Here is a 21,524-nt window from a genome sequence, read left to right on the forward strand (position 1 = left end):
CTCAGGCTATCGGTGTTCCGACCGTCCCCGGACCGGGCGGGTCGGCGAGAGCCGCCACCACCTGCGCAGCGAACACCACCGGGGCCTCGATCGCCGGCCAGTGGCCGACGCCGGGCAAGGTCACCAGGGTCGTGCTCGGCCGCAGCGAGACCAGCCGTCGAGTCATCGCCAGCACTGCGATCGGATCCTCCTCTCCCCAGATCAGCGTGAGCGGACCGGAGAAGTCAACCAGCCCGGCGGTCCATTCCGCCTGATGGGCACGTCGCTCCTCGATGTAACGGATCAGTCGAGGCAGCAGCCGATCTCCGCGTCCGTGCCGGATCATCGCGATCAGATCGTCGATCGCGCCGCGCGGCGGTGGAGCTGACGTGGTGAAGCTCTCCAACAGGCTGCGTCGCAGCACCAGCCCCGGCATGGGAAACGGCAGCGCCCGACCGGGCAGCCGAAGGGCGAGTCGTTGGCCCCGCGTGAGCTGGGCCAGGTCGATGAAGATCGAGCCGTTGGTGAGGATGACCCGATCGATCGCGAACCCCAGCCGACCTGCATTGGCCCGAGCGGCCAGCTCGGCCGTGACGGTGTCGCCCATGTCGTGCGCAACGATGACGCAACGCCGCATCCCCAGCTCGGCGACAAGCCGCTCGACGACATCGGCCTGATCGAACAGCGAGTAGGAGGCGCCGGTGGACTTGTCCGAGAAGCCGTACCCGGGCAGGTCCATGGCGACGATCCGACCGGGGAGGTGAGGAACGATCCGGGCCCAGTCGTGCGACGAGCCGGGAAAGCCGTGGATCAGCACGATCGGGACTTCTCCCGTGCCGGACTCGTGGACGAAGACGCTCCTGCCGGCCAGGTCGACACGTCTGCCGCCGTCCCGCCAGGCGCTGAGGGAAGGGGACAGGTGCTGATCCGGCATGCCCGATGATCGCACGATCGACCTCGTGGCGGCGGCGAGCAACGTCTGAGCATGTCGTGGCTGTCGGCGACCTGCCGACGGCCGGATGCTCGTACGGGACGAGTGCCTGACGATCGCGTGAACATCTGCTGACATCGCTTCGGTGGGCGTGCACGTGTCGTGGACCCTGCCTAGGCTGGTCTGCACGCCGACCGCGAGGAGCGCGACCATGACCGAGACGACCTGGGACGCTGCCAGTCTGCTCGCCCGATTCGACGACGTTCGGTCCGACACCGAGGCCCTCGCCGCGCCGCTGTCACCGGAGGACCAGACGGTGCAGTCGATGCCTGACGTGTCCCCGACGAAGTGGCACCGGGCCCATGTCACCTGGTTCTTCGAGACCTTCGTCCTGTCAGAGGCCGAGCAGTCGTTCCGGCCGTTCCAGGACACGTACTGGTTCCTCTTCAACAGCTACTACGAGGCGGTCGGGCCTCGCTACGGTCGCGCTGAGCGCGGCTTCATCACTCGGCCCGGCGCGCATGACGTCGGGCTCTACCGCACCAACGTGGACGCCCGTCTGCAGGACCTGCTGTCCTCCCTCGACGGGGGCACCCTCGACAAGATCATGCCGACGATCGAGCTTGGGTTCCATCACGAGCAGCAGCACCAGGAGCTGCTGCTGATGGACATCAAGCACGTGCTCTCGGTCAACCCCCTGCAGCCTGTCTACGGCGGACGTCCGGCAGAACGATCCGAGCCCGGTCGGCTCGGCTGGGTCGATGTCGAAGGCGGTCTCGTCGAGATCGGCCACGCCGGTTCGGCGTTCAGCTTCGACAACGAGCTACCGCGGCACCGTCAGTGGCTGGAGCCGTACCGGATCGCCGACCGGCTGGTGACCAACGGCGAGTGGATGCGTTTCATGGCGGACCGGGGCTACGAGCGTCCAGAGCTGTGGCTGTCCGACGGCTGGGCCGCCGTCACCGGTGAGCAGTGGCGTGCGCCGTTCTACTGGATGGAGCTCGACGGGGTGTGGCACGAGCACACGCTCAACGGCACGCGTCCGGTCGATCCCGGTCTGCCCGCAACCCACGTCAGCCACTACGAAGCCGACGCCTATGCAACCTGGGCCGGCAAGCGACTGCCGACCGAGGCCGAGTGGGAGCATGCCGTGGTCGCCGATGGCCAGACGGACGCTGCCTCCGTCGGCGGCAACGTTGCTGACCGCGAGACGTTCCATGCCCGGCCTGCGGGGCCGTCGACCGGACATCTCCGGCAGGTCTACGGCGACTGCTGGGAATGGACGTCGTCGTCCTACTTGCCGTATCCGGGATTCCATCCGGCGGCGGGGGCCATCGGTGAGTACAACGGCAAGTTCATGTCCAACCAGATGGTGCTGCGCGGTGGGTGTGCGCTGACCCCGCCGGGCCATGCCCGGGTGAGCTACCGCAACTTCTTCCCTCCCGGTGCCCGCTGGGCCATGTCTGGCGTCCGTCTCGCCGACGGCGGAGCTCCGGCATGACCGCGGTCCGGACGCCGGTGGTGTCGGTTCTCCTGGACCCGAACTGGGCTTCAAGCAGCCTGGTCGACGACGTGCGTCGCGGGCTGGGCAGTCACCCCCGCACGCTGCCGCCGAAATGGCTGTACGACGATCGGGGGTCTGACCTGTTCACCCAGATCACGCAGCTGGTCGAGTACTACCCGACCGAGGCCGAGCGTGCCCTGATCGCGGCGCATGCCGAGGAGATCGTGACGATCTCGGGCGCCGACACAATCGTCGAGCTCGGCAGCGGCACGAGCGACAAGACCCGCACCCTGCTCGACGCCTTCCATCAGGCCGGCACCCTGCGCCGCTTCGTGCCGGTCGACGTCTCCGAGGCGACGCTCCGCACCGCCGCCGACGACCTGTCGGTCCGCTATCCGGGACTGCAGGTCGAGGCCGTCGTCGGAGACTTCACCCTGCATCTTGGCCACCTCCCATCCGGCGGGCGCAAGATCGTCGCCTTCCTGGGCGGCACGATCGGCAACCTCTACGTCGAGGAACGCGCGGCCTTCCTCGGTGCGCTGGCCGACTCGCTCGATGTTGGTGACTGCCTCCTGCTCGGCACCGACCTGGTCAAGAGCAGTGATCGCCTCATCGCCGCGTACAACGATGCCCGTGGCGTCACCGCCGAGTTCGTGCTCAACAGCTTGCATGTCGTCAATCGGGAGCTGGGGGCTGACTTCGACGTCGACTCGTTCAGCTACGTCCCGTTCTGGGACCCGCACATGGAGCGGATGGACCTGCGCGTTCGTGCCGAGATGCCGCAGCGCGTGTCGATACCCGGCGCAGATGTCGTGCTCGACCTGGACAGCGGCGAGGAGATCCGAGTGGAGATCTCGACGAAGTTCCGCCCGGACGGCCTGCGCGCCGAGCTCGCTGCAGCAGGGTTCGCGGTCGATCACCTGTGGAGCGACGGCGACTTCGCGCTGACCCTCGCACGCCGCACGCAGTAGCCCGGCATCGCTGGCTGGGAGGTTTGCGCAATCCTGCGGCGGGTACCTCAGCACTGCTCGGGGTCGATGGAACGCGGAACCGAGCTGTTTCCTTCACGGAGAACGGCGGGCCGCCGGCTCACGCAGTCACAGTGGCCCGCCGCTTCCACCGCTCAACCGATTGAACCGCTGGCGAGCCGATCTGGACAGTCCCTCGGGATCCCCGACGCCTAGTCAGCCAGTGGCTCTCGCATGTAGGACTCTCGCTCTGCGTTCCAACGCCATTCGCCGTTCTCGGGATCGGTCTTGAAGACAGGTCGAAGTTCCGGCCATCGATCTAGGAGATAGCCCAGAGACTGGAGCAGAAGGTTGGCGGCATCCCCGATCTCTTCGTCTGCCTCATCGCCGACCATCGCCCGCCAGCCCGAGTCACTTTCGCCATCCGGATCTTCTCGGTAGACGTGCGCGGGACGGACATCTTCGACGTGGCTGCGACGGCTCACAAGGATCTTCGTCTCCAAGAGTGGCCAGTTCACCCGCGTGCCAATCACGTTCTCCGGCCCAAAGTCCACACGGCCTCCCACGCTGATGGCTGAAATGGCGCTTGGGACGTTGGCGAGGGCTCCGACGAAGCGACCGTCTTGGACACCAAGCACTTCAACCCACATTCGCTCGGCACCAGGGTCGCCGGGTTCCGGTTGCACAAGCTCGAACAACAACTTCGCGTAGTCACCCGGTTGCAAACCCTCGCGCTCCGATCGACTCGGAATGAAGAAGGAACGCGGCTCTTCGGCGTGACGGGCTTCGCCATCTGCTATCCGGTAATCGGTCATGGCAACCATCTTGCATGAAGCGGGCTGGCCGAGTTGGCTGTCTCTTGGGACACCCAGTCGACCCGTTAGGGGATGATGCCATGTGAAGCCACAGGGTGTCCGAGTCGTCGTGGTGGGTCCCGCCTGACCCGACGTGCTTGGCGCTGATGGCTGCGCCGTTCTTGATCACATGGACTATCGCCATGCCGTGGCCCCGACCGAGGTAGAACTCGTCCTTGCGCCACGCAAGATGGTCTGCGGCCTTCGAATCCTGTTGATCAAACCCCTCGTCCGGCCCGCCTGTGAGAGGTTCCGTGAGAGGTCGCGGACCGGGACCGAGTGTGAAAAAGCCCCTGACTCGCGTTTGCGCAGGTCAGGGGCTCCTCGTCGTGCTGTGGCAGGTGCAGGGTTCGAACCTGCGTAGGCTGAGCCGTCTGATTTACAGTCAGATCCCTTTGGCCACTCGGGCAACCTGCCGGGGTGTTGCCGAGGCAACGACAAGCAAGACTATCGCAGGACTGCGGTGCGACACCAAACCGGTCAGAGGTCGATGCCACGTCGCTGCCCGAGGACGGGCCGCGGGGCGCCGCCGACCCGCCCGAGCCGCACCAGAACTGTCGACTCGTAGGCTGGGAGCACCCAGACCCTAGGAGCACCCATGGCCGACTCGTCATTCGACATCGTCAACAAGATCGATCGCCAGGAGGTCGACAACGCGCTCAACCAGGCTGCCAAGGAGATCGCGACGCGATACGACTTCAAGAACACCGGCGCGGAGATCGACTGGAGCGGCGAGTTCGGCATCGAGATCAAGGCCAACGCCGACGAGCGCGCGCTGGCGATCCTCGACGTGTTCAAGGACAAGCTGATCAAGCGCGGCATCTCGCTCAAGACCCTGGAGGAGGGCGAGCCCCGCCAGTCCGGCAAGGATGTTCGGATCAGCTCCACGATCACCGAGGGCATCAGTCAGGAACAGGCCAAGAAGGTCTCCAAGCTGATCCGTGACGAAGGCCCCAAGGGTGCGAAGGTGCAAATTCAAGGTGATGAGCTGCGAGTGAGCAGCAAGAAGCGCGACGACCTGCAGGAGATCATCGCGCTGGTCAAGGGCGCTGACCTGGACTTCGCGGTGCAGTTCACCAACTACCGCTGATCCCGCCTGCGTCGCCGGTCACGCGCGTGGCATCTCACCAGCACTGACTACGGCACGTTCGACAGGAGCAGATCGGGCCACAGGCTCAGCACGACGAGTGCTGTGGCGCCGATCAGTGCCGCGGCCTTGGCTATCCGGATGGAGACCGGTGGCGATGGGCTCACGTACCGGTCATCGGCGTCGGGCCGGCTCATCAGGACGGCGATGAACCTCAGGTAGTACGCGAGCCCGATCATCACGTTGACGGCCATGACCACGGCCAGCCACACGTGATCGCCCTCCACGACAGGCCGGAACACGACGTACTTGGTGACCAGGCCGATGATCGCCGGAGGGAAGCCAGCCAGCGTCAGCGCGGCCACCGCCAGCGGGATGCCGGTGGGCGGGTCCGTGCGGGCCAGGCCACGCAGATCGTCGTAGTCGGCGCTTCCGACCAGTCGCAGCACGACCGCAAGTGCCGTGAAGGCGACCAGGTTGGCCAGGGCGTAGACCGCGAGGTACTGCACCGGGGCGCTGAGCCCGTCTGTCGTCAGCAGCGCAGCCGCCGGTGCGATCAGGAATCCGGCCTGCGCGACGGACGACCACGCCAGCATCCCGACCGCATTGGCCTGCCGCAACGCACCCAGGTTGCCGATCGTCATCGTCACCGCGGCGACGATCGCCATGAGCGGTTGCCACGTCTGGTACTCGTACGGAAGCGCATAGGCCAGCACGACCAGGAGCGCCCCCAACGACGCAGCCTTGGACACCGACGACAGGAAGCCCGCAACCATGACTGGCGCGCCGACGTAGGTGTCGGGAATCCAGACGTGGAAAGGCACTGCGCCGAGCTTGAACAACAGCCCGACGACCGTCAGCACCACCCCAACGGCCACGACTCCCTCCGGCAGAGTCGAGTCGCGGAGTCCGTCGCGCAGGCCGACGTAGTCGAGCGTGCCGGCCGCGCCGTACAACAGCGAGACGCCCATCAGGGTGATCGCGGTCGAAACGATCGAAGCGAGGAAGAACGTCCACGCCGACGCGACTGCACGCCGATCTCCCTGCCGTAACCCGACCAACGCGATCGAGGGCAGCGACAGCAGCTCGAGCGCGACGACCAGAGTCACCAGGTCCCGCGCGGCGACCATCATCAGCGCGCCGGCGCTCGCGCTGAGCACCAGGAAGTGGAACTCCCCCGGCGGCATCGCATTCTCGAAATTCATGACGTTCGAGCCCACGACGACGAACAGGGTGCCGACCAGCACGATCGCAGAGAGAGCCAACGGATAGCGCAGCATCTCGCCGTGCAGCAGCTCCACACCCGCGACGACGAGCGCTGCACTGGCCGGCAGGCCCGAGCCCAGCCACGTGCGGCGCGGATAGAAGGCGTCGACCAGCAGGGCCACCAGAGCCCCGATCGCGACGATGACGGCCGGGCCGACAACCGCCCATTCCACCGGGATGCTCATGGCGCCACCGCTCGCACACCGACCGGGACCGGAGCGTCGTAGAGACCGACGAGGACGCCCGGCGCGACCCCCAGCACCAGGATTGGCACGACCAGGGCGGCCGCGACCACAGCCTCCCGCACGCCCAGCTCACGATCCGCCTCGTGCGGGACCGGCTCCCCTTGCGCAAGCAACCGGATCGCCCGGACGAAGTATGCGGTGGTCAGCGCCACGCCGAGCACGGCGAACCCCAGAGCGGTCCAGGCCTGTGGTTTGGTCAGCACCTCACCAACCTCGTACGCAGCGCGCAACGACAGCAGCTCGCCCCAGAAGCCGGCCAGACCCGGCAGACCGAGGCTGGCGACCGCGGCCAGGACGAACGTCGTAGCCAGCCATGGGGAACGCCCGTACAGCCCCCGCCCGATGATCCGCATCGACGCCGAGCCGAACCGATCCTTCATCGCACCGGCGGTGAAGAACAGGAGCCCGGTCACGAGCCCGTGGGCGACCGAACCGAACACCGCTGCAGCCAACCCGATCCGGCTCTGCGTCGAGATGGCCAGGACGACGAAACCCATGTGCCCGATGCTGGAGTAGGCGATCAGCCGCTTGAGATCATCCTGGACGTAGCAGGCCAGGGCAGACCACACGATTCCCAGCACCCCCGCCCCGGCGAGGTAGGGCGCAACCTCGCCGAATGGGCCAGCCATCATGCGCGACCCCAGCACGAGCAGCCCGTACGTGCCGAGCTTGAGGAACACGCCGGCGAGCAGGACCGATCCCACGGTGGGAGCCGTGCCGTGCGCATCGGGCAACCAGGTGTGCAGCGGCACCAACGGAGTCTTCACCGCAAAGCCCAGGACGATCAGGACCGTCGCGACGACCGAGCTCCCGGCTATGTCGAGGATCTGCAGCGATCCCGCGTCACGAGCGACGATCACGATGCCCACCAGCAGCAACGCCGATCCGGTCACGGTGAACAACAAGAACCTGGTCGCCGCAACCCTGGCGACGTTCCCGGAACCTGACTGACGATCACTCCCGTCCGACGGGCTGTGGTCGGTACTCCCCCACCACGCAATGACGAACCACATCGGAATCAGGGCCAGCTCGAAGAACACGAAGAACAGCAACAGGTCGAGGGACGCAAAGACCCCCAACGAGGATGCGCTGATCACCAGCACCAGTCCCACGAGTGCCGGCGAGGTGTCCTCCCTGACGAGCCACACGCAGCACAGCAGTCCAAGGAACGCGCCCATCAGCAGGAACGGCCAGGAAATGGGCGTCACCCCGAGGTGCAGTGCCACCCCGAGGGATCTGATCCAGACCTCGTCGACCTCGCCGGAGACCACGGAGCGGCCCTCCCAGACCAACCCGAGCAGGATCAGGGACAGCGCCATCGCCGCCGTCCCGAGCCAGGCCGCAGCTCGCCCGGGGACGTTCTCGCGCAGCAGCAGGAGGAGCAGGCCCACCGCGAAGGGCGCGCCGAGGGCGGTGACGATCACGTCCAGATCACCGCCGCGCCGGCCAGGACGGTGACGCCCGCCGCGATGACTGTGGCATAGCGCTGCGCGTTGCGGGTCTGAACCAGGCCGAGGGCCTGTGACGCCCGTTCGGCCAGCGTTGCCCAAGCCCGAGGGTAGGCATCGACACCATCCCGATCGAGGTTGACGACCGCTCGGCCCGACATGCCCACCAGCGCGGGAAGCCAGCTGGTGTACGGGAGGTCCAGCCGACGTTCGACCGGCAGCATCGGTACCAGGAACTCGGCGTGGCCGAGCCCACGCCAACGCCGGATGACGAGTCCGATACCGGCGGCCGAGATCGCGGTCGACAATGCGCCCATGCCGAGGTGAAACGGCTGGCCGATCGACAGCGCAAGGGTCGCGGCGGCGAGCAGCACCAGCGGCCCGGTCATCGTGGCGGGGGCTTCGAGGCCCTCGGACGACTCGCCGAAGAAGGTCGTCAACCACAGTCGGGTCGCATACATCGCCGTCAGCAACGAGGTCAGCAGAGCCACGACGAGCACGGTGTACGCCCATCCGCTCGGCAACGAACCCTCACCCGCGCCGCTCCGCCGCAGCGCCTCGAGCACGCCGTCCTTGGTGAAGAAGCCGACGGTCGGGACGACGCCCGCGAGAGCTGCGTAACCGATCGTCATGGTCCAGAACGTCACCGGCAGCCGCTGCCGCAGTCCACCAGTCGCGGACAGTGCACTCGAGCCGACGGCGTGCATCAGGCAGCCGCAGCCGAGGAAGAGCAACGCCTTGAACGCGCCGTGCGACAGCAGGTGATTCGTGCCGGCATCCGCATCGCCGGTCGCGAGAGCCGCGAACATGAAGGCAAGCTGGCTCACGGTCGACCAGGCCAATGCCCGCTTGAGGTCGTTCTGGGACAGCGCGAACACCGCACCCAGCAGCATGGTGATCGCCGCGACAACCGCGAGGAGGATCATGACCAGCGTCGACGCCGACAGGATCGGCAGCAACCGGGCGACCAGGTAGACGCCGGCGGCGACCATCGTCGCGGCATGGATCAGCGCCGTGATCGGAGTGGGACCGGGCATCGCATCGGGCAACCAGGTGTGCAGCGGGAACTGTGCCGACTTGCCGATCACCGCGACCAGGACCAGCAGGCCGATTGCGGTCGCGTTCTTCGGCTCCTGTGCCAGCACCTCACTGATCCGGTAGGTGCCGTAGGTCTGCCCGATCACCAGAATCGCGACCAGCAGACCGAGATCGGCGACGCGGGTCATGAGAAATGCCTTGGCGGCACCGGCCCGGGCCAACGGGGTCTCCCACTCGTGACCGATCAGGAGATATGAGCACAGACCCATGACCTCCCACCCGATCAGCAGCACGAAAAGGTCGTCGGCCGCGACGACTGCGATCATCCCCAGCAGGAACAGGACGATGATCATGGCGTACGAGCGGTAGCGCGGGTGGTTCGCGAGGTAGGCGGTGGAATAGACCTGTACCAGCAGGCCGACGCCCACCGCCAACAACAGGACCTGCGCGGCAAGAGGGTCCAGGTGGGTCGCGAGCGACACGCCCAGCAAGTCGTCGCCCTCGACCCACACCCGCGTGCTGGGGGCGGCGTTGCCGAGGTGCGGAAGTGCCCAGAGCGCGGTCACCACGGTCACCACGGCGGTCACGGCTACGTACGGCCAGTTCCGCCTCATCGGTCGGTCCCCACCCGGTCGACGTCAACCGTGCGCACGGCACGGAACAAGGACAGCACGATGGCCAGGCCGAGCCCGATCTCAGCCGCTGCGATCGTGATCGTGAACAGCGTCAGAACCTGACCGGTGTGCATCACATCGGCGAACCACGCGTCGAACGCCACCAGATTGAGGTTGACGGCATTGAGCATGAGCTCGACGCCCAGCAGCATCAGCACCGCATTGCGACGGGCCAGGACTCCGTAGAGCCCGATGCCGAACAGGGCGGCGGCCAGCACCAGCGGATAGAGCAGCGGCATCATCGATCAGCCCCGGAGCGGGAGATCACGATCGCGCCGACCAGCGCCGCGAGCAGGACGCCGCTGAGGATCTCGAACGGCAGGACCCAGTCGTGGAACAGCGCATCGCCGATCGATCCCGCCGTGCCGATCCGGCGACCTTCGATCCGCTCACCGTGGAATCCCGCGAGCGCCGTGGCGCCGAGCCCCCCCGCCGCGACCACACCCAGGACGGCGGCGGTCCAGCGGTTGCCTGTGACCTCGGCCGAGACCGCCGAATGCTGCCGGGTCAGCATCAGGGCGAAGATCACCAGCACGACGATCGACCCGACGTAGACCAGCACCTGCACCCAGGCGACGAACTCCGCGGTCATCAGGACGAAGCAACCCGCGACCGCGCCCAGGGTGACGACCAGCCACAGCGCCGAATGAACCACCTGCCGGCTCGTCATCGAGAACAGGGCCGACCCGACGGCCAAGGCAGCGAACAGGACGAAAGCGAACTCGGTCGCGTTCACGGCTGACTCTCCGTTCCTGAACTTGGTCGGGGCGAGTCGGTGTCGACAGGCTCGGTCAACTGGGACCGCTGGTAGGCGGCGAGCTCCTTGGCCGGTTCCGCGCCACGATCCAGCGCCTGTGGCGGCTGGACGGTCCACATCCACTCCCGGAGCCGGTTCATGTCATGCGTCAGATCGGTGATGTCGCCCTCGGCGTAGGCGAACTCCGGCGACCAGTGCAGTGCGTCGAACGGGCACACCTCAATGCAGATGCTGCAGTACATGCAGAGCGAATAGTCGATGTCGAACTGGTCCAGCACGTTCTGGCTGCGGTCGCGGCCACCTTCGGTCGTGGCCGGAATGGTCTCCTTGTGCGAGTCGATCGTGATGCACCACGACGGGCACTCCCGAGCACAGAGCATGCACGACGTGCAGTTCTCCTCCTGCAGGGCGATGACACCACGGCTCCGAGGCGGGAGGTCGGGCTCCACTTCGGGATAGCGCGCGGTCACGCTGCGCCGCGTCAGGTTGCGCCACGTCACTGCGAGTCCCTGCAGAAGACCCTTGCCGTAGGTCATGCCACCACCAGCACCGTCGTGAGAGTCAGCTGCGCAAGCGCCAGTGGCACCAGCACCTTCCAGGCGAGCGCGTTGACCTGATCCTCGCGCAGCCGGGGATATGCGACGCGGGCCCAGATCACCAGGAACGAGACACCGACGATCTTGAGCAACGCCCAGATCCAGCCCAGCTGGTCCGACCACGGACCGGCCCAGCCGCCGAGGAACAAGACCGTCGCGAGTCCCGCCAGCACGACGATTCCGGCGTACTCAGCCAGCAGGAACATCGCGAACCGCATGCCGCCGTACTCGGTCAACGGTCCCATCACCAGCTCGGCATCAGCCATCGGTGCATCGAACGGCGGGCGCTGCAGCTCGGCGAGGCCCGCGACGAAGAACACGACCAGGCCCGGCAGCTGCGCCAGCAGCCACCCCGGCTCCCAGGCGTCCGCGATCCCGATCAAAGACAACGTGCCGGCCGCCATCGCAACGCTGGCCGCCGCCAAGACCATCGGCAGCTCGTACGACATCAGCTGCGCAGCGACCCGCATGCCGCCGAGGTAGGAGTACTTGTTGCCGCTGCCCAGGCCGCCCATGAGGCTGCCGAGCACGCCGACGCTCATCGCGGCGAGCACGAAGAACAGGCCCACATCAAGATCCTGTCCGATCAGGATGCCTTGGCCGAAGAACGGGCCGAGTGGGATCGCCAGCATCGCCACCAGATACGGCACGAGCGCGACGGCCGGAGCGAGCTGGAAGACGCGGCGGTCCGCAGCGATCGGGGTGATGCTCTCCTTCTGGACGAACTTGATCCCGTCTGCGACCAGCTGGGCCCAGCCGTGAAAGCCGCCGGCGGACATCGGGCCGAGCCGGCTCTGCATGTGCGCCATGACCTTGTGCTCCATCTGGCCGACCAGCAGCGGCAGCACCAGAAACGCCGCGAGGACGATGAGACAGCGCACGATGGCCTCGAACAGATCAGTCACGGGACGGACCCCACTCGCCCGGCTCGGGCACCCCCGGCGGCTTGACACGTCGCCGGCTCGGCGAGTGCGTCGACTCGGCGTCGCTCTCGCCGGGTTCCTTGGCGCCGGGCCAGGGCTTCGCGACCCGGGTGGCCAGCACGAACTCCTTGCGCAGCGGATGGCCCTCGAAGCCGTCCGGGAGCAGCAGCGGGGCCAGGCTCTCGGGCTGCCCGGAAGCTGCCCCCATGAATTCGATCCCGAACATCTCGTGCGTCTCGCGCTCGTGCCACGCCGCTCCGGCATAGACGTCGCGGATCGAGGTGATCACGGGGCCCTCGCGGTCGAGGTACGTCACGAGCAGCAGATGGTCCAGCGGCGAGATCCGGGCGACGTGCAGCACGAGTCGAAATCCCTCCGGGTGCTCATCGACCGCCGACATCCAGTCGAAGTAGGTGTACCCCTCCCGCCGGAGCGCGACCACGGCGTCATGCCACCGGTCAGGCTGAACGACTCGATGGGGCGGCCCGAAGTCGTTGTCCTCGAGCGTCACTCGGGCGCCTCGATGCGGGGCGACAGCAACGAGGTGGCAGGACGGCGGTAACGGTCGGCCAGATTCTCGCCTGCGATCTTGTTCTGCAGCGTCACGATGCCGTTGAGCAGAGCCTCGGGCCGCGGAGGACAGCCCGGAACATAGACATCGACGGGGATGATCTGGTCGACACCCTTGGTCACCGAGTACGAGTCCCAGTAGGGCCCCCCGGAATTCGCGCAGGAACCGAAGCTGATGACGTACTTGGGCTCGGGCATCTGGTCGTAGAGCCGCTTGATCGCGGGCGCCATCTTGTCCGTCACCGTGCCCGACACGACCATCAGGTCGGCCTGCCGTGGTCCCGGAGCGAATGGGATGACTCCCAGCCGGATGAAGTCGTGGCGCGACATCGAGGTCGCGATGAATTCGATCGCGCAGCAGGCCAGTCCGAAGTTGAAGACCCACAACGAGTACTGCCGACCCCAGTTGAGCAGATACCGCGCCGGCTTCGGCGCGATCTGGGATCCGACGCCGAGCGCAGGAGCTGCGAGGGTCGGCATCGGCAGGTCGACGCGCGCTGGGCTCACGTCGTCGATGTCCACGACAGCACCCCTTTGCGCCATGCGTAGATCAAGCCCACCGCGAGGATCCCGACGAAGATCCCCATCTCCGCGGCAGCGGGTCGGCCGATGTCATCCAGCACCACGGCCCACGGGAACAGGTAGACCGCATCCACCGCAAAGATCACGTACAGGTAGGCATAGACGTAGTACCGCACGGTGGACTGCGACCAGCCCGTTCCGACCGGATCGACCCCGGACTCGTAGGTCAGGCGCTTCTCGCGCGCAGGGACCCGCGGGCGCATCAACCGGTTGACCCCGAGCATCGCGGACGCCAGTCCCGCGCCGGTCAGGATGATGACGCCGACCGCCACGTAGTCGTCGAGGAAGGCGCCCATGGTCACACTCTAGGGAAGAATGTCCTCGCGGTGTCACGCACGGCGCCGGTCGATGCCGTTCGTCTGCCGAAGCCGGCAACGCCTAGGGCATTCGCAGGATCGTCACGGCGAAGTCTGCGCCGACGTCGAACGGCTCGAGGTCCCACGTCGCGAAGCGCTGCTCCACGATCAGCCCAGCAGCCTCGACGTCATGATCGAATGCCTCCAGCCCATAGCCGCGGTCCAGAGCGAATCCCAGCACGATTCGACCGCCGCTCCGCACGTGCGCCGCCAGTCGCTCGAGTACTCGTTGCTCGGTGCCGGCCGCGAGGAACACCATGACGTTGCCGGCCACGACAGCCACGTCGAACAGATCCCCGTCCAGGTCCAGCCCAGTCAGATCCGCGACGAGCCACTCCGGACCCGGGTGGTCCTCGACCGCCGCAGCGATGAGGACCTCGTCGGCATCGACGCCGACGACAGTGTGCCCGCGCGCATGCAGCTCGGCACCGACCCGCCCCGGACCGCAACCGGCATCCAGGATCCGTGAGCCCGGAGCGATCAGCGCGTCGACCAGCCGGGCTTCCCCCGCAAGGTCCTCACCGTCAGCCGCCAGCCGGCGGAAGTGTCGGACGTACCACTGCGAGTGGCCGTCCTTGGTCTCGGTGAACCATCGCGGTTGATCAGCCATGGCCTCATCATCGCGCGACCGCCAAGCCCACACGAAATTCTGCCAATTCGGTCCTTGGGGAGTCCGGCTGGTCAGAACGGTCCGTCGTGCGGGCGTAGTCTCTTCTGGTGAAGAACGACTCCCGCGGTGGCGTGATCCTCGGCGTCGGCGCCTACCTGTGCTGGGGATTCTTCCCGCTGTACTGGCCGCTGCTGGACCCTGCCGGATCGTTGGAGATCTTGGCACACCGCTTCGTGTGGTCGATGGTCTTCGTGCTGGTCCTGATCGGCGTGCTCGGCCGCTGGTCCAGATTCCTTGCGATCGCCCGTGACCGACGGTTGATGGTGATCCTGACGTTCGCCTCGATCACCATCGCGCTCAACTGGGGCGGCTTCATCTACGGCGTGACCAACGGTCACGTCATCGAGACCTCCCTTGGCTACTTCATCAATCCACTTGTCACGGTGCTGCTGGGCGTCTTCGTGCTCAAGGAGACGCTGCGACCGGCACAGTGGGCCGCCGTGGCGATCGGCATCGGTGCGGTCGTCGTCCTGACCGTGGACTACGGACGCCTGCCATGGGTCGCCCTGCTGGTCGCGTTCTCGTTCGCGTCGTACGGGTTCTTGAAGAAGAAGGCCAATCTGGGTGCCTTCGAGGGACTCGGCATGGAGACGCTGATCCTGTTCCCGGTGGCGCTGACGTTCCTCATGGTCCTGCAGCTGCGTGACGAGCTGACCTTCGGCCACGCCGGACCAGGCAATGTCGTCCTGCTGATCGGTACCGGCGTCGTCACCGCGATTCCGCTGCTGCTGTTCGGCGCCGCTGCCACTCGGCTCTCGCTCACCACGATCGGTCTGCTGCAGTACCTCGGACCGATCATCCAGTTCATCGTCGGACTGACCATCTTCGGCGAGGACATGAGCACGGCACGCTGGATCGGCTTCATGCTGGTGTGGTTCGCACTCGTGATCTTCACGGTCGACGCGATCAGGGGCCGACGCCGACTGATTCCCATCGAACCTGTCCAGGTCTAGGCAGGAACGGACCGAACGCAGCGACCGACGAACCGACGCGTTGCGTTCTCGCCGGGTGTGTCTCAGCCCAGCCGTGTCGCCACGGTGTCGCACAGCGCCTGGAGTGCGGCTCGTGCCGGCATGGCGGGCAGCGTGGCCAGCAGTGCGTTGGCGGCATCGGCCTCGGCCTGCACGTATGCCCGCGCCTCGGCCATCGCGGGATGCGCTCGCAGCAGTCGGAGGGCCTCGTCGAGCTCGGCGTCGTCGGACAGCGGCTTGGACAGCAGGGTGCGCAGGCGCTCGCTGTCATCGTCGGTGGAGCGCAGCGCGATCAGGGTCGGCAGCGTCGGCACGCCCTCGCGCAGGTCTGTGCCGGGAGTCTTGCCCGATTCGCCGGTCTCGCTCGCGATGTCGATGATGTCGTCGCTGAGCTGGAAGGCCGCGCCGATCCGCTCACCAAACTCGGTCAGCGTCTCCTGCACATGGACCGATGCGCCGGCCATCTTGGCGCCGAACAGTGCAGCCGTGGCGATCAGTGAGCCGGTCTTGTCCGCGACGACAGAGAGATAGTGGGCCAGTGCGTCGTCGTCAGAGCTGGGGCCGAGGGTCTCGCGAATCTGCCCCCTGACGAGCCGGGAGAAGGTACGCGCCTGGATGCGGACGGCCTCCGTGCCCAGATCGGCCACGACGTCGGAGGCCTGCGCGAACAGGTAGTCGCCCACGAGGATCGCGACCGAGTTGTCCCACCGCGCATTCGCGCTGGGTGCACCGCGTCGCTTGTCCGCTTCGTCCATGACGTCGTCGTGGTAGAGCGTCGCGAGGTGCGTCAGCTCGACCACGACCGCCGAGCGCACCACGTCGGGATGCGTGGACTCGCCGAACTCGGCGCACAACATGACCAGCAGAGGCCGGAACCGCTTGCCGCCGGCGTTCAGCAGGTGTGCTGCGGCCTCGGCGACGAAGATCTCCGGGCTGTCGACGGCAGCAGCGAGCTGCGTCTCGACCTCGTCGATCCCAGCCTGGACGCGCGCCTCAAGGCCGGGATCGGTGAACGACACAGCCAGTTGCGACACGCAGAACTCCTCGGGAAATGGATCAACGCACGAAGGCGCCCGCGTGCTGCGCAAGATCCAGCACCGGTCCCGGAATGATACCGAGTCCGAACGTCACGACGACAGCGACGACGATGACCACGGTAGTCAAGATGCTCGGAACCGCAATGGTCGGCCCCTCGCCCACCGGATCGGCGAAGAACATCAGGACGATGACCCGCACGTAGAAGTATGCAGCCAGCGCACTGACCAGGACCCCGATCACGACGAGCCACCAGAACCCGCCGGACCAGGCCGCGCTGAAGATCGCCCACTTGCCGATGAAGCCACCCGTCAGCGGGATGCCGGCGAAGGACAGCATGAACAGAGCGAACGAGCCCGCGAGCAGCGGCGACTTCTTGCCCAGCCCGGCCCACTTGGACAAGTGGGTCGTCTCGCCGCCGGAGTCGCGCACCAGGGTGACCACTGCGAAAGCACCGATCGAGGAGACCCCGTAGACCGTGAGGTAGAACAGGATGCTGGACACGGAGGTGACGCGGTCGGAGTCGGGCGCACCCGCGTAGGCACCGACGAAGCCGACCAGCAGGAAGCCTGCGTGGGCGATCGAGGAGTACGCCAGCATGCGTTTGACGTCGGTCTGCGAGATCGAGACGACCGCGCCGAGGAACATCGTGATGACGGCGATGACCACGATGGTGGGTCGCCAGTCCCACGACGACCCGCCGAAGGCCACGAAGAACACTCGCAGGAGGGCAAGGAACGCTGCGGCCTTGGTGCCGGCCGCCATGAACGCCGTCACGGGGGTCGGCGCGCCCTGGTAGACATCGGGCGTCCAGGTGTGGAACGGAGCAGCGCCGATCTTGAACAGCAGGCCGACCGCCATCAGCGCGATGGCGGCCAGCAGCATGTTCTCGCCACCCGTACGGTTCGTGACCGCGACATCGATGTCGGAGAGCCGGAAGCTTCCGGCGAAGCCATAGGTCAACGCAATGCCGTACAGGAAGAAGACCGACGAGAAGGCGCCGAGCAGGAAGTACTTGAGCGCAGCCTCCTGACTCAGGAGTCGCCGGCGACGGGCCAGTCCGCACAACAGGTACAACGGCAGGCTGAGCACCTCGAGAGCGACGAACATGGTCAGCAGGTCGTTCGACGTCGCGAACAGCATCATGCCGACCAGTGCGAACATCGCGAGCGGGAACACCTCGGTGTGCTCGATCCGGTTCCTGACGGCCTCGGCTTCGGAGGCCGAGCCCGGCGCATCGGCGGCCCGGCCGGTGAACGCGCTCAGGCCACCCTCCAGGCGACGCTCGGCGAACAGCAGCATGCTCATCAGGCCGAAGATCAGCAGGATCCCCCACCCGAAGACGCCGGGTCCGTCGATCGCCAGTGCGCCCTCGGCAGCGATCGTGCCGCGCGCCAGTCTGCCGCCCTCGATGACCTCCAGATCCTGGAACACCCAGATCGTGTCGCCGAAGGCCACGATGATGCCCACCGCGGCGAGGATGGCCTGGGTGAGGAAGCGTGTCGGGCGCGGCCAGAACGCCTCGACGATCACGCCGAGCACCGCCGTTCCGGCGATGATGAACAACGGGGCGAGCAGGGAGTACTCGATCGTCGGAGCCGAGATCGGCGGCAGGTCGGTCGCGGTGATGTACGAGGCGATCATTCGTGGCCCCCTTCGCTCGAGCCGGTGTCCCCGATGGAGGTCGGGGTCTTGGGAGCTGGATCACCCTGGCCGATGCGGCTGGACACCTCGTCGATGGCCGGATTGATGACGTTCAGCAGGGGTTGCGGGAAGAAGCCGAGCCCGACGATCAGAATGATCGCAGGCGTCAGCGATGCCATCTCGCGGTGATCGAGGTCGTGCACGCCCTCGTTGCCCGCCTTGAGCGGACCGGTCATGACCCGTTGGTACATGATCAGGATGTACAGCGCGGCCAGGACGATGCCGAGGGTCGCGAACGCGGCCGCAGGAATCGACACCGTGAAGGTGCCGGCCAGCACGAGGAACTCCGAGATGAACGGCGCCAGACCCGGCAGCGAGAGGCTCGACAGACCCGCGACAAGAAGGACCCCGGACATGATGGGGGCGATCTTCTGCACGCCACCGAAGTCGGAGATCCGCGCCGAGCCACGCCGCGCGATCATCATGCCGGTCACGAGGAACAGCGCAGCCGTCGAGAGACCGTGGTTGAACATGTAGAGCGTCGACCCGGCCATCGAGGTCGCCGTGAACGCGAAGATGCCCAGGATGATGAATCCGAAGTGGGAGACCGACGTGAAGGCGATCAGTCGACGGATGTCGTCCTGGCCGATGGCCAGCAGCGCGCCGTAGAGAATGCTGATGACCGCCAGCACGATGACGACCGGGCTGGCCCAGTCTGACGCCCCCGGGAACAGCCCCAGGCACCAACGAATCATGCCGAACGTGCCGATCTTGTCGATCACGCTGACCATCAGCACCGAGGTGCCAGGCGTCGCCTGGCCGGCTGCGTCGGGCAGCCACGTGTGCAGCGGCCACAACGGCGCCTTGATCGCGAATGCGGCCATGAAACCGAGGAACAGGAGCCGCTCGGTGTTGGTGCTGAGGTCGAGATTCTGCAAGTCGTTCAGCAGGAACGAGGCATCACCCTGGCGGGCGCTGACGACGTACAGGCCCACGATCGAGGCCAGCATCAGCAGGCCGCCGACCAGGTTGTAGATCAGGAACTTGACCGCGGCGTACGACCTGTTGGGCCCACCGAACGAGCCGATCAGGAAGTACAGCGGGATCAGCGTCGCCTCGAACAGGACGTAGAACAAGAATGCGTCGGTCGCGGCGAACGCACCGATCGCCAGGCCCTCGACCGCGAGCATCCACGCGAAGTAGGCGTTGGTGCTCTTGGGATCGGGCAGTCGGTCGCCGAACGCCGCGAGGATCACGATCGGCGTCAGGATCGTGGTCAGGAGGATCAGCGTGATGCCGATGCCGTTGACCCCGAGCGAGTAGTAGGCACCAAAGACCTTGATCCAGGTGTGCTGCTCGGTCAGCTGGTAGCCGCCTGCGCCCTGGTCGAAACGCGCCATCACGACCAGCGAGATGACCAGCGTGACCAGGGAGACGCCGAGCGCGACGAACTTCGCGCGATGGTGGGGCGCGGGCTCGCGAGGCAGGAGCGCGAGAAGCAACGCTCCCGCGATCGGAGTCGCGGCGAGGATCGAGAGGATCATGCGAGGGTCACCGCCAGGAGGGCAAGGACGAGGACGGCGACGCCGCCGAACATCGTGAGTGCGTACGAACGGACATAGCCGGTCTGCGGCTTGCGCAGGAACTGCGAGGTGTCGCCGAGCCGGTCGGCCAGACCGGTCACGAAGCCGTCAACGCCCTTGCCGTCGAACCACACGAGGAATCTGGTGAGGTGACGGGTCGGCCGGACGACCACGGCGTCGTTGAGCTCATTGCCGTACAGCTCGTGTCGGCCAGCACGGGCGACCGCCGAGACCTCGGCGTCGGCGGGGGCCTCTGCGGCGATCTCGCGTGTGCCGTAGAGGAGGTAACCGAGCGCAACACCCGTAGCGGCGACGAGGGTGATGATCGCGGTCAGCGCGATCTCGGGAATCGCCAGCTCATGGTGCTCGGCATGCCCCGTGACCGGCTCGAGCCACCCGACGATCCAGTCGCTGACGAGCAGAAGGCCGCCCAGCAGGGACAGTGCGCCCAAGGCGATCAGCGGATACGTCATGACCTTGGGAGACTCGTGCGGGTGGACGTCGTCCTTCCAGCGCTGGTCGCCGAAGAACGTCAACATCATCAGGCGGGTCATGTAGAACGCCGTGACTCCGGCGCCGAGGAGGGCGCCCAGGCCCACCCACAGATTCTCACCGAAGGCGGCCTCGATGATCTTGTCCTTGGACCAGAAGCCCGAGAAGCCCGGGAAGCCGATGATCGCCAGGTAACCCAGGGCGAACGTGGCGAAGGTGACCGGCATGGCCTTGCGCAACGCACCGTAGTGGCGCATGTCGACGTCGTCGTTCATGCCGTGCATGACCGATCCGGCGCCGAGGAACATGTTGGCCTTGAAGAAGCCGTGGGTGATGAGGTGGAAGATCGCGAACGCATACCCGGCCGGTCCGAGACCCGCAGCCAGCATCATGTAGCCGATCTGGCTCATGGTGGAGCCCGCCAGCGCCTTCTTGATGTCGTCCTTGGCACAGCCGATCCAGGCGCCGACCAGCAACGTCACCAGGCCGACCACGATGACGGCGGTACGGGCCGTGTCGGAGGCGTCGAAGATCGCGCCGGAGCGGACCACCAGGTAGACGCCCGCCGTGACCATGGTTGCCGCGTGGATCAGGGCCGAGACCGGGGTCGGGCCCTCCATCGCGTCCAGCAGCCAGCTCTGCAGCGGGACCTGCGCGGACTTGCCGCACGCACCGAGCAGCAGCAGCAGGCCCAGCCCCGTCGCGACCGAGCCCGAAGCGTTCGTGATCGCGCCGTTGACGGCAGAGATCGACGAGGTGCCGAACTGGGCGAACATCAGCATGATGCCCAGCGCCATGCCCAAGTCACCAACCCGGTTGACGACAAACGCCTTCTTGGCGGCCGCAGCGGCGGAATCCTTGTGCTGCCAGAACCCGATCAACAGGTAGGACGCCAGACCGACACCCTCCCATCCGAGGAACAGCACGAGGTAGTCCGAGGCGAGAACCAAGGTCAGCATCGCAGCGATGAAGATGTTGAGGAAGGCGAAGAAGCGGCGCCGGCGCTCGTCGTGCTCCATGTAACCGATTGAGTAGACGTGGATCAGGGTGCCCACGCCGGTGATCAGCAGGACGAACAGCCCGGACAGCTGGTCGAAGGTGAAGCCCATGTCGACGTGGAACGAGCCTGCCTCGATCCACGTGAACAGCCGAGTCGACTGCGATCTGTCCTCGACACCCCTGCCGAGCAGCGACGCGAACAGCACGGCTCCGAACAGGAACGACAGCGCCGAAGCCGCCGTGCCGATCAGATGACCGAAGCGGTCTGCCTCCTTGCCCCAGACGAGGAGGCCGGCACCGCTGAGCAACGGTATGGCGATCAGCAGCCACTGGAGATCGAACATCGTGTGCA

The 21,524-nt window shown here is 66.6% G+C and carries 21 protein-coding genes, 1 tRNA gene and 1 pseudogene; 4 read left to right on the forward strand and 19 right to left on the reverse strand.

The annotated features are described in order from the left end of the window. Nucleotide 1: 1 nt before the first annotated feature. Nucleotides 2–913 carry an alpha/beta fold hydrolase gene (locus WB461_RS01790; RefSeq protein WP_423851008.1) on the reverse strand — a complete coding sequence of 304 codons (912 nt, stop codon included), beginning with the start codon at nt 911–913 and terminating at the stop codon, nt 2–4. A 208-nt stretch (nt 914–1,121) separates the two neighbouring features. Here WB461_RS01790 and egtB point away from each other — a divergent pair, with 208 nt between their 5' ends. Together egtB and egtD are read left to right on the forward strand one after the other, a co-directional pair. Beyond that, the gene (gene egtB, locus WB461_RS01795) at nt 1,122–2,411 is read left to right on the forward strand and encodes an ergothioneine biosynthesis protein EgtB (protein WP_423851009.1); all 1,290 of its coding nucleotides are present in this window, start codon (nt 1,122–1,124) and stop codon (nt 2,409–2,411) included. Further along, the gene (gene egtD / locus WB461_RS01800) at nt 2,408–3,385 is read left to right on the forward strand and encodes an L-histidine N(alpha)-methyltransferase (protein ID WP_423851010.1); all 978 of its coding nucleotides are present in this window, start codon (nt 2,408–2,410) and stop codon (nt 3,383–3,385) included. Before egtB ends, egtD begins: the two co-directional genes overlap by 4 nt. 209 nt (nt 3,386–3,594) lie before the next feature. Here egtD and WB461_RS01805 read toward each other — a convergent pair whose 3' ends face one another. From WB461_RS01805 to WB461_RS01815, 3 genes and pseudogenes are all read right to left on the reverse strand, one after another. Then, on the reverse strand, nt 3,595–4,197 hold the full coding sequence (locus WB461_RS01805; RefSeq protein WP_423851011.1) for an immunity protein Imm33 domain-containing protein: 603 nt from the start codon (nt 4,195–4,197) through the stop codon (nt 3,595–3,597). Further along, a pseudogene (locus tag WB461_RS01810) lies at nt 4,094–4,432 on the reverse strand (hypothetical protein); the annotation flags it as partial. The gene WB461_RS01805 and the pseudogene WB461_RS01810, both read right to left, overlap by 104 nt. Before the next feature lie 139 nt (nt 4,433–4,571). Then, nucleotides 4,572–4,653, reverse strand: a tRNA-Tyr gene (locus WB461_RS01815). Between the two features lie 181 nt (nt 4,654–4,834). On the opposite strand from WB461_RS01815, the gene WB461_RS01820 reads away from it, so the two are divergent. Further along, on the forward strand, nt 4,835–5,326 hold the full coding sequence (locus WB461_RS01820) for a YajQ family cyclic di-GMP-binding protein (protein ID WP_423851012.1): 492 nt from the start codon (nt 4,835–4,837) through the stop codon (nt 5,324–5,326). Nucleotides 5,327–5,373: 47 nt separating this feature from the next. Here WB461_RS01820 and WB461_RS01825 read toward each other — a convergent pair whose 3' ends face one another. The 11 genes from WB461_RS01825 to WB461_RS01875 all read right to left on the reverse strand — a co-directional run bounded on the left by WB461_RS01825 (nt 5,374) and on the right by WB461_RS01875 (nt 14,388). Continuing rightward, a complete protein-coding gene (locus tag WB461_RS01825; RefSeq protein WP_423851013.1) occupies nt 5,374–6,774 on the reverse strand; it encodes an NADH-quinone oxidoreductase subunit N in 1,401 nt (466 codons plus the stop codon). After that, nucleotides 6,771–8,258 carry a complex I subunit 4 family protein gene (locus WB461_RS01830; protein ID WP_423851014.1) on the reverse strand — a complete coding sequence of 496 codons (1,488 nt, stop codon included), beginning with the start codon at nt 8,256–8,258 and terminating at the stop codon, nt 6,771–6,773. The genes WB461_RS01825 and WB461_RS01830 overlap by 4 nt, the downstream gene beginning before the upstream one ends. Beyond that, the gene (locus WB461_RS01835) at nt 8,255–9,934 is read right to left on the reverse strand and encodes an NADH-quinone oxidoreductase subunit L (RefSeq protein WP_423851015.1); all 1,680 of its coding nucleotides are present in this window, start codon (nt 9,932–9,934) and stop codon (nt 8,255–8,257) included. Before WB461_RS01835 ends, WB461_RS01830 begins: the two co-directional genes overlap by 4 nt. Further along, nucleotides 9,931–10,233 carry an NADH-quinone oxidoreductase subunit NuoK gene (gene nuoK, locus WB461_RS01840; protein ID WP_423851047.1) on the reverse strand — a complete coding sequence of 101 codons (303 nt, stop codon included), beginning with the start codon at nt 10,231–10,233 and terminating at the stop codon, nt 9,931–9,933. Before nuoK ends, WB461_RS01835 begins: the two co-directional genes overlap by 4 nt. Continuing rightward, nucleotides 10,233–10,730 (reverse strand): NADH-quinone oxidoreductase subunit J, encoded by a 498-nt coding sequence (locus WB461_RS01845; RefSeq protein ID WP_423851016.1) that lies wholly within the window; start codon nt 10,728–10,730, stop codon nt 10,233–10,235. The genes nuoK and WB461_RS01845 overlap by 1 nt, the downstream gene beginning before the upstream one ends. Further along, nucleotides 10,727–11,287, reverse strand: a complete 561-nt coding sequence (locus WB461_RS01850) for a NuoI/complex I 23 kDa subunit family protein (protein ID WP_423851017.1) — start codon at nt 11,285–11,287, stop codon at nt 10,727–10,729. The genes WB461_RS01845 and WB461_RS01850 overlap by 4 nt, the downstream gene beginning before the upstream one ends. Continuing rightward, nucleotides 11,284–12,252 carry a complex I subunit 1/NuoH family protein gene (locus tag WB461_RS01855; RefSeq protein ID WP_423851018.1) on the reverse strand — a complete coding sequence of 323 codons (969 nt, stop codon included), beginning with the start codon at nt 12,250–12,252 and terminating at the stop codon, nt 11,284–11,286. The genes WB461_RS01850 and WB461_RS01855 overlap by 4 nt, the downstream gene beginning before the upstream one ends. Further along, a complete protein-coding gene (locus WB461_RS01860) occupies nt 12,245–12,781 on the reverse strand; it encodes an NADH-quinone oxidoreductase subunit C (RefSeq protein WP_423851019.1) in 537 nt (178 codons plus the stop codon). Before WB461_RS01860 ends, WB461_RS01855 begins: the two co-directional genes overlap by 8 nt. Continuing rightward, a complete protein-coding gene (locus WB461_RS01865; protein ID WP_423851048.1) occupies nt 12,778–13,320 on the reverse strand; it encodes an NADH-quinone oxidoreductase subunit B in 543 nt (180 codons plus the stop codon). Before WB461_RS01865 ends, WB461_RS01860 begins: the two co-directional genes overlap by 4 nt. A 23-nt stretch (nt 13,321–13,343) precedes the next feature. Then, the gene (locus tag WB461_RS01870; RefSeq protein ID WP_423851020.1) at nt 13,344–13,718 is read right to left on the reverse strand and encodes an NADH-quinone oxidoreductase subunit A; all 375 of its coding nucleotides are present in this window, start codon (nt 13,716–13,718) and stop codon (nt 13,344–13,346) included. 82 nt (nt 13,719–13,800) lie between these two features. Then, nucleotides 13,801–14,388 carry a class I SAM-dependent methyltransferase gene (locus WB461_RS01875; protein WP_423851021.1) on the reverse strand — a complete coding sequence of 196 codons (588 nt, stop codon included), beginning with the start codon at nt 14,386–14,388 and terminating at the stop codon, nt 13,801–13,803. A 107-nt stretch (nt 14,389–14,495) separates the two neighbouring features. On the opposite strand from WB461_RS01875, the gene rarD reads away from it, so the two are divergent. Further along, nucleotides 14,496–15,401 (forward strand): EamA family transporter RarD, encoded by a 906-nt coding sequence (gene rarD / locus WB461_RS01880; protein WP_423851022.1) that lies wholly within the window; start codon nt 14,496–14,498, stop codon nt 15,399–15,401. 62 nt (nt 15,402–15,463) lie between these two features. On the opposite strand, the gene WB461_RS01885 is transcribed toward rarD, so the two are convergent. Genes WB461_RS01885 through nuoL form a run of 4 tightly spaced genes read right to left on the reverse strand, consistent with a single transcriptional unit; the run spans nt 15,464 to nt 21,516 of the window. Further along, nucleotides 15,464–16,453: a polyprenyl synthetase family protein gene (locus tag WB461_RS01885; protein ID WP_423851023.1), complete on the reverse strand. Its 990-nt coding sequence runs from the start codon at nt 16,451–16,453 to the stop codon at nt 15,464–15,466. Between the two features lie 22 nt (nt 16,454–16,475). Beyond that, nucleotides 16,476–18,098: an NADH-quinone oxidoreductase subunit NuoN gene (nuoN, locus tag WB461_RS01890; protein WP_423851024.1), complete on the reverse strand. Its 1,623-nt coding sequence runs from the start codon at nt 18,096–18,098 to the stop codon at nt 16,476–16,478. Next, on the reverse strand, nt 18,095–19,642 hold the full coding sequence (locus WB461_RS01895) for an NADH-quinone oxidoreductase subunit M (RefSeq protein ID WP_423851025.1): 1,548 nt from the start codon (nt 19,640–19,642) through the stop codon (nt 18,095–18,097). Before WB461_RS01895 ends, nuoN begins: the two co-directional genes overlap by 4 nt. Then, nucleotides 19,639–21,516, reverse strand: coding sequence for an NADH-quinone oxidoreductase subunit L (nuoL, locus tag WB461_RS01900; RefSeq protein ID WP_423851026.1), 1,878 nt, complete (start codon nt 21,514–21,516; stop codon nt 19,639–19,641). Before nuoL ends, WB461_RS01895 begins: the two co-directional genes overlap by 4 nt. Between the last annotated feature and the right edge of the window lie 8 nt (nt 21,517–21,524).

Origin of the sequence: Aeromicrobium sp., from assembly GCF_049587115.1 — a bacterium.
Lineage (GTDB): Bacteria > Actinomycetota > Actinomycetes > Propionibacteriales > Nocardioidaceae > Aeromicrobium.

Excerpts from the sequence above, each read along its gene's own strand:
- WB461_RS01870 (WP_423851020.1), bottom strand. The coding sequence starts at position 13,718 with ATGGGCGCCTTCCTCGACGACTACGTGGCGGTCGGCGTCATCATCCTG.
- egtD (WP_423851010.1), top strand. The coding sequence starts at position 2,408 with ATGACCGCGGTCCGGACGCCGGTGGTGTCGGTTCTCCTGGACCCGAAC.
- WB461_RS01875 (WP_423851021.1), bottom strand. The coding sequence starts at position 14,388 with ATGGCTGATCAACCGCGATGGTTCACCGAGACCAAGGACGGCCACTCG.
- WB461_RS01895 (WP_423851025.1), bottom strand. The coding sequence starts at position 19,642 with ATGATCCTCTCGATCCTCGCCGCGACTCCGATCGCGGGAGCGTTGCTT.
- nuoN (WP_423851024.1), bottom strand. The coding sequence starts at position 18,098 with ATGATCGCCTCGTACATCACCGCGACCGACCTGCCGCCGATCTCGGCT.
- egtB (WP_423851009.1), top strand. The coding sequence starts at position 1,122 with ATGACCGAGACGACCTGGGACGCTGCCAGTCTGCTCGCCCGATTCGAC.
- nuoL (WP_423851026.1), bottom strand. The coding sequence starts at position 21,516 with ATGTTCGATCTCCAGTGGCTGCTGATCGCCATACCGTTGCTCAGCGGT.
- WB461_RS01820 (WP_423851012.1), top strand. The coding sequence starts at position 4,835 with ATGGCCGACTCGTCATTCGACATCGTCAACAAGATCGATCGCCAGGAG.
- WB461_RS01850 (WP_423851017.1), bottom strand. The coding sequence starts at position 11,287 with ATGACCTACGGCAAGGGTCTTCTGCAGGGACTCGCAGTGACGTGGCGC.
- WB461_RS01825 (WP_423851013.1), bottom strand. The coding sequence starts at position 6,774 with ATGAGCATCCCGGTGGAATGGGCGGTTGTCGGCCCGGCCGTCATCGTC.
- WB461_RS01805 (WP_423851011.1), bottom strand. The coding sequence starts at position 4,197 with ATGACCGATTACCGGATAGCAGATGGCGAAGCCCGTCACGCCGAAGAG.
- nuoK (WP_423851047.1), bottom strand. The coding sequence starts at position 10,233 with ATGCCGCTGCTCTATCCGCTGGTGCTGGCCGCCGCCCTGTTCGGCATC.
- WB461_RS01835 (WP_423851015.1), bottom strand. The coding sequence starts at position 9,934 with ATGAGGCGGAACTGGCCGTACGTAGCCGTGACCGCCGTGGTGACCGTG.
- WB461_RS01865 (WP_423851048.1), bottom strand. The coding sequence starts at position 13,320 with ATGCCGACCCTCGCAGCTCCTGCGCTCGGCGTCGGATCCCAGATCGCG.
- WB461_RS01790 (WP_423851008.1), bottom strand. The coding sequence starts at position 913 with ATGCCGGATCAGCACCTGTCCCCTTCCCTCAGCGCCTGGCGGGACGGC.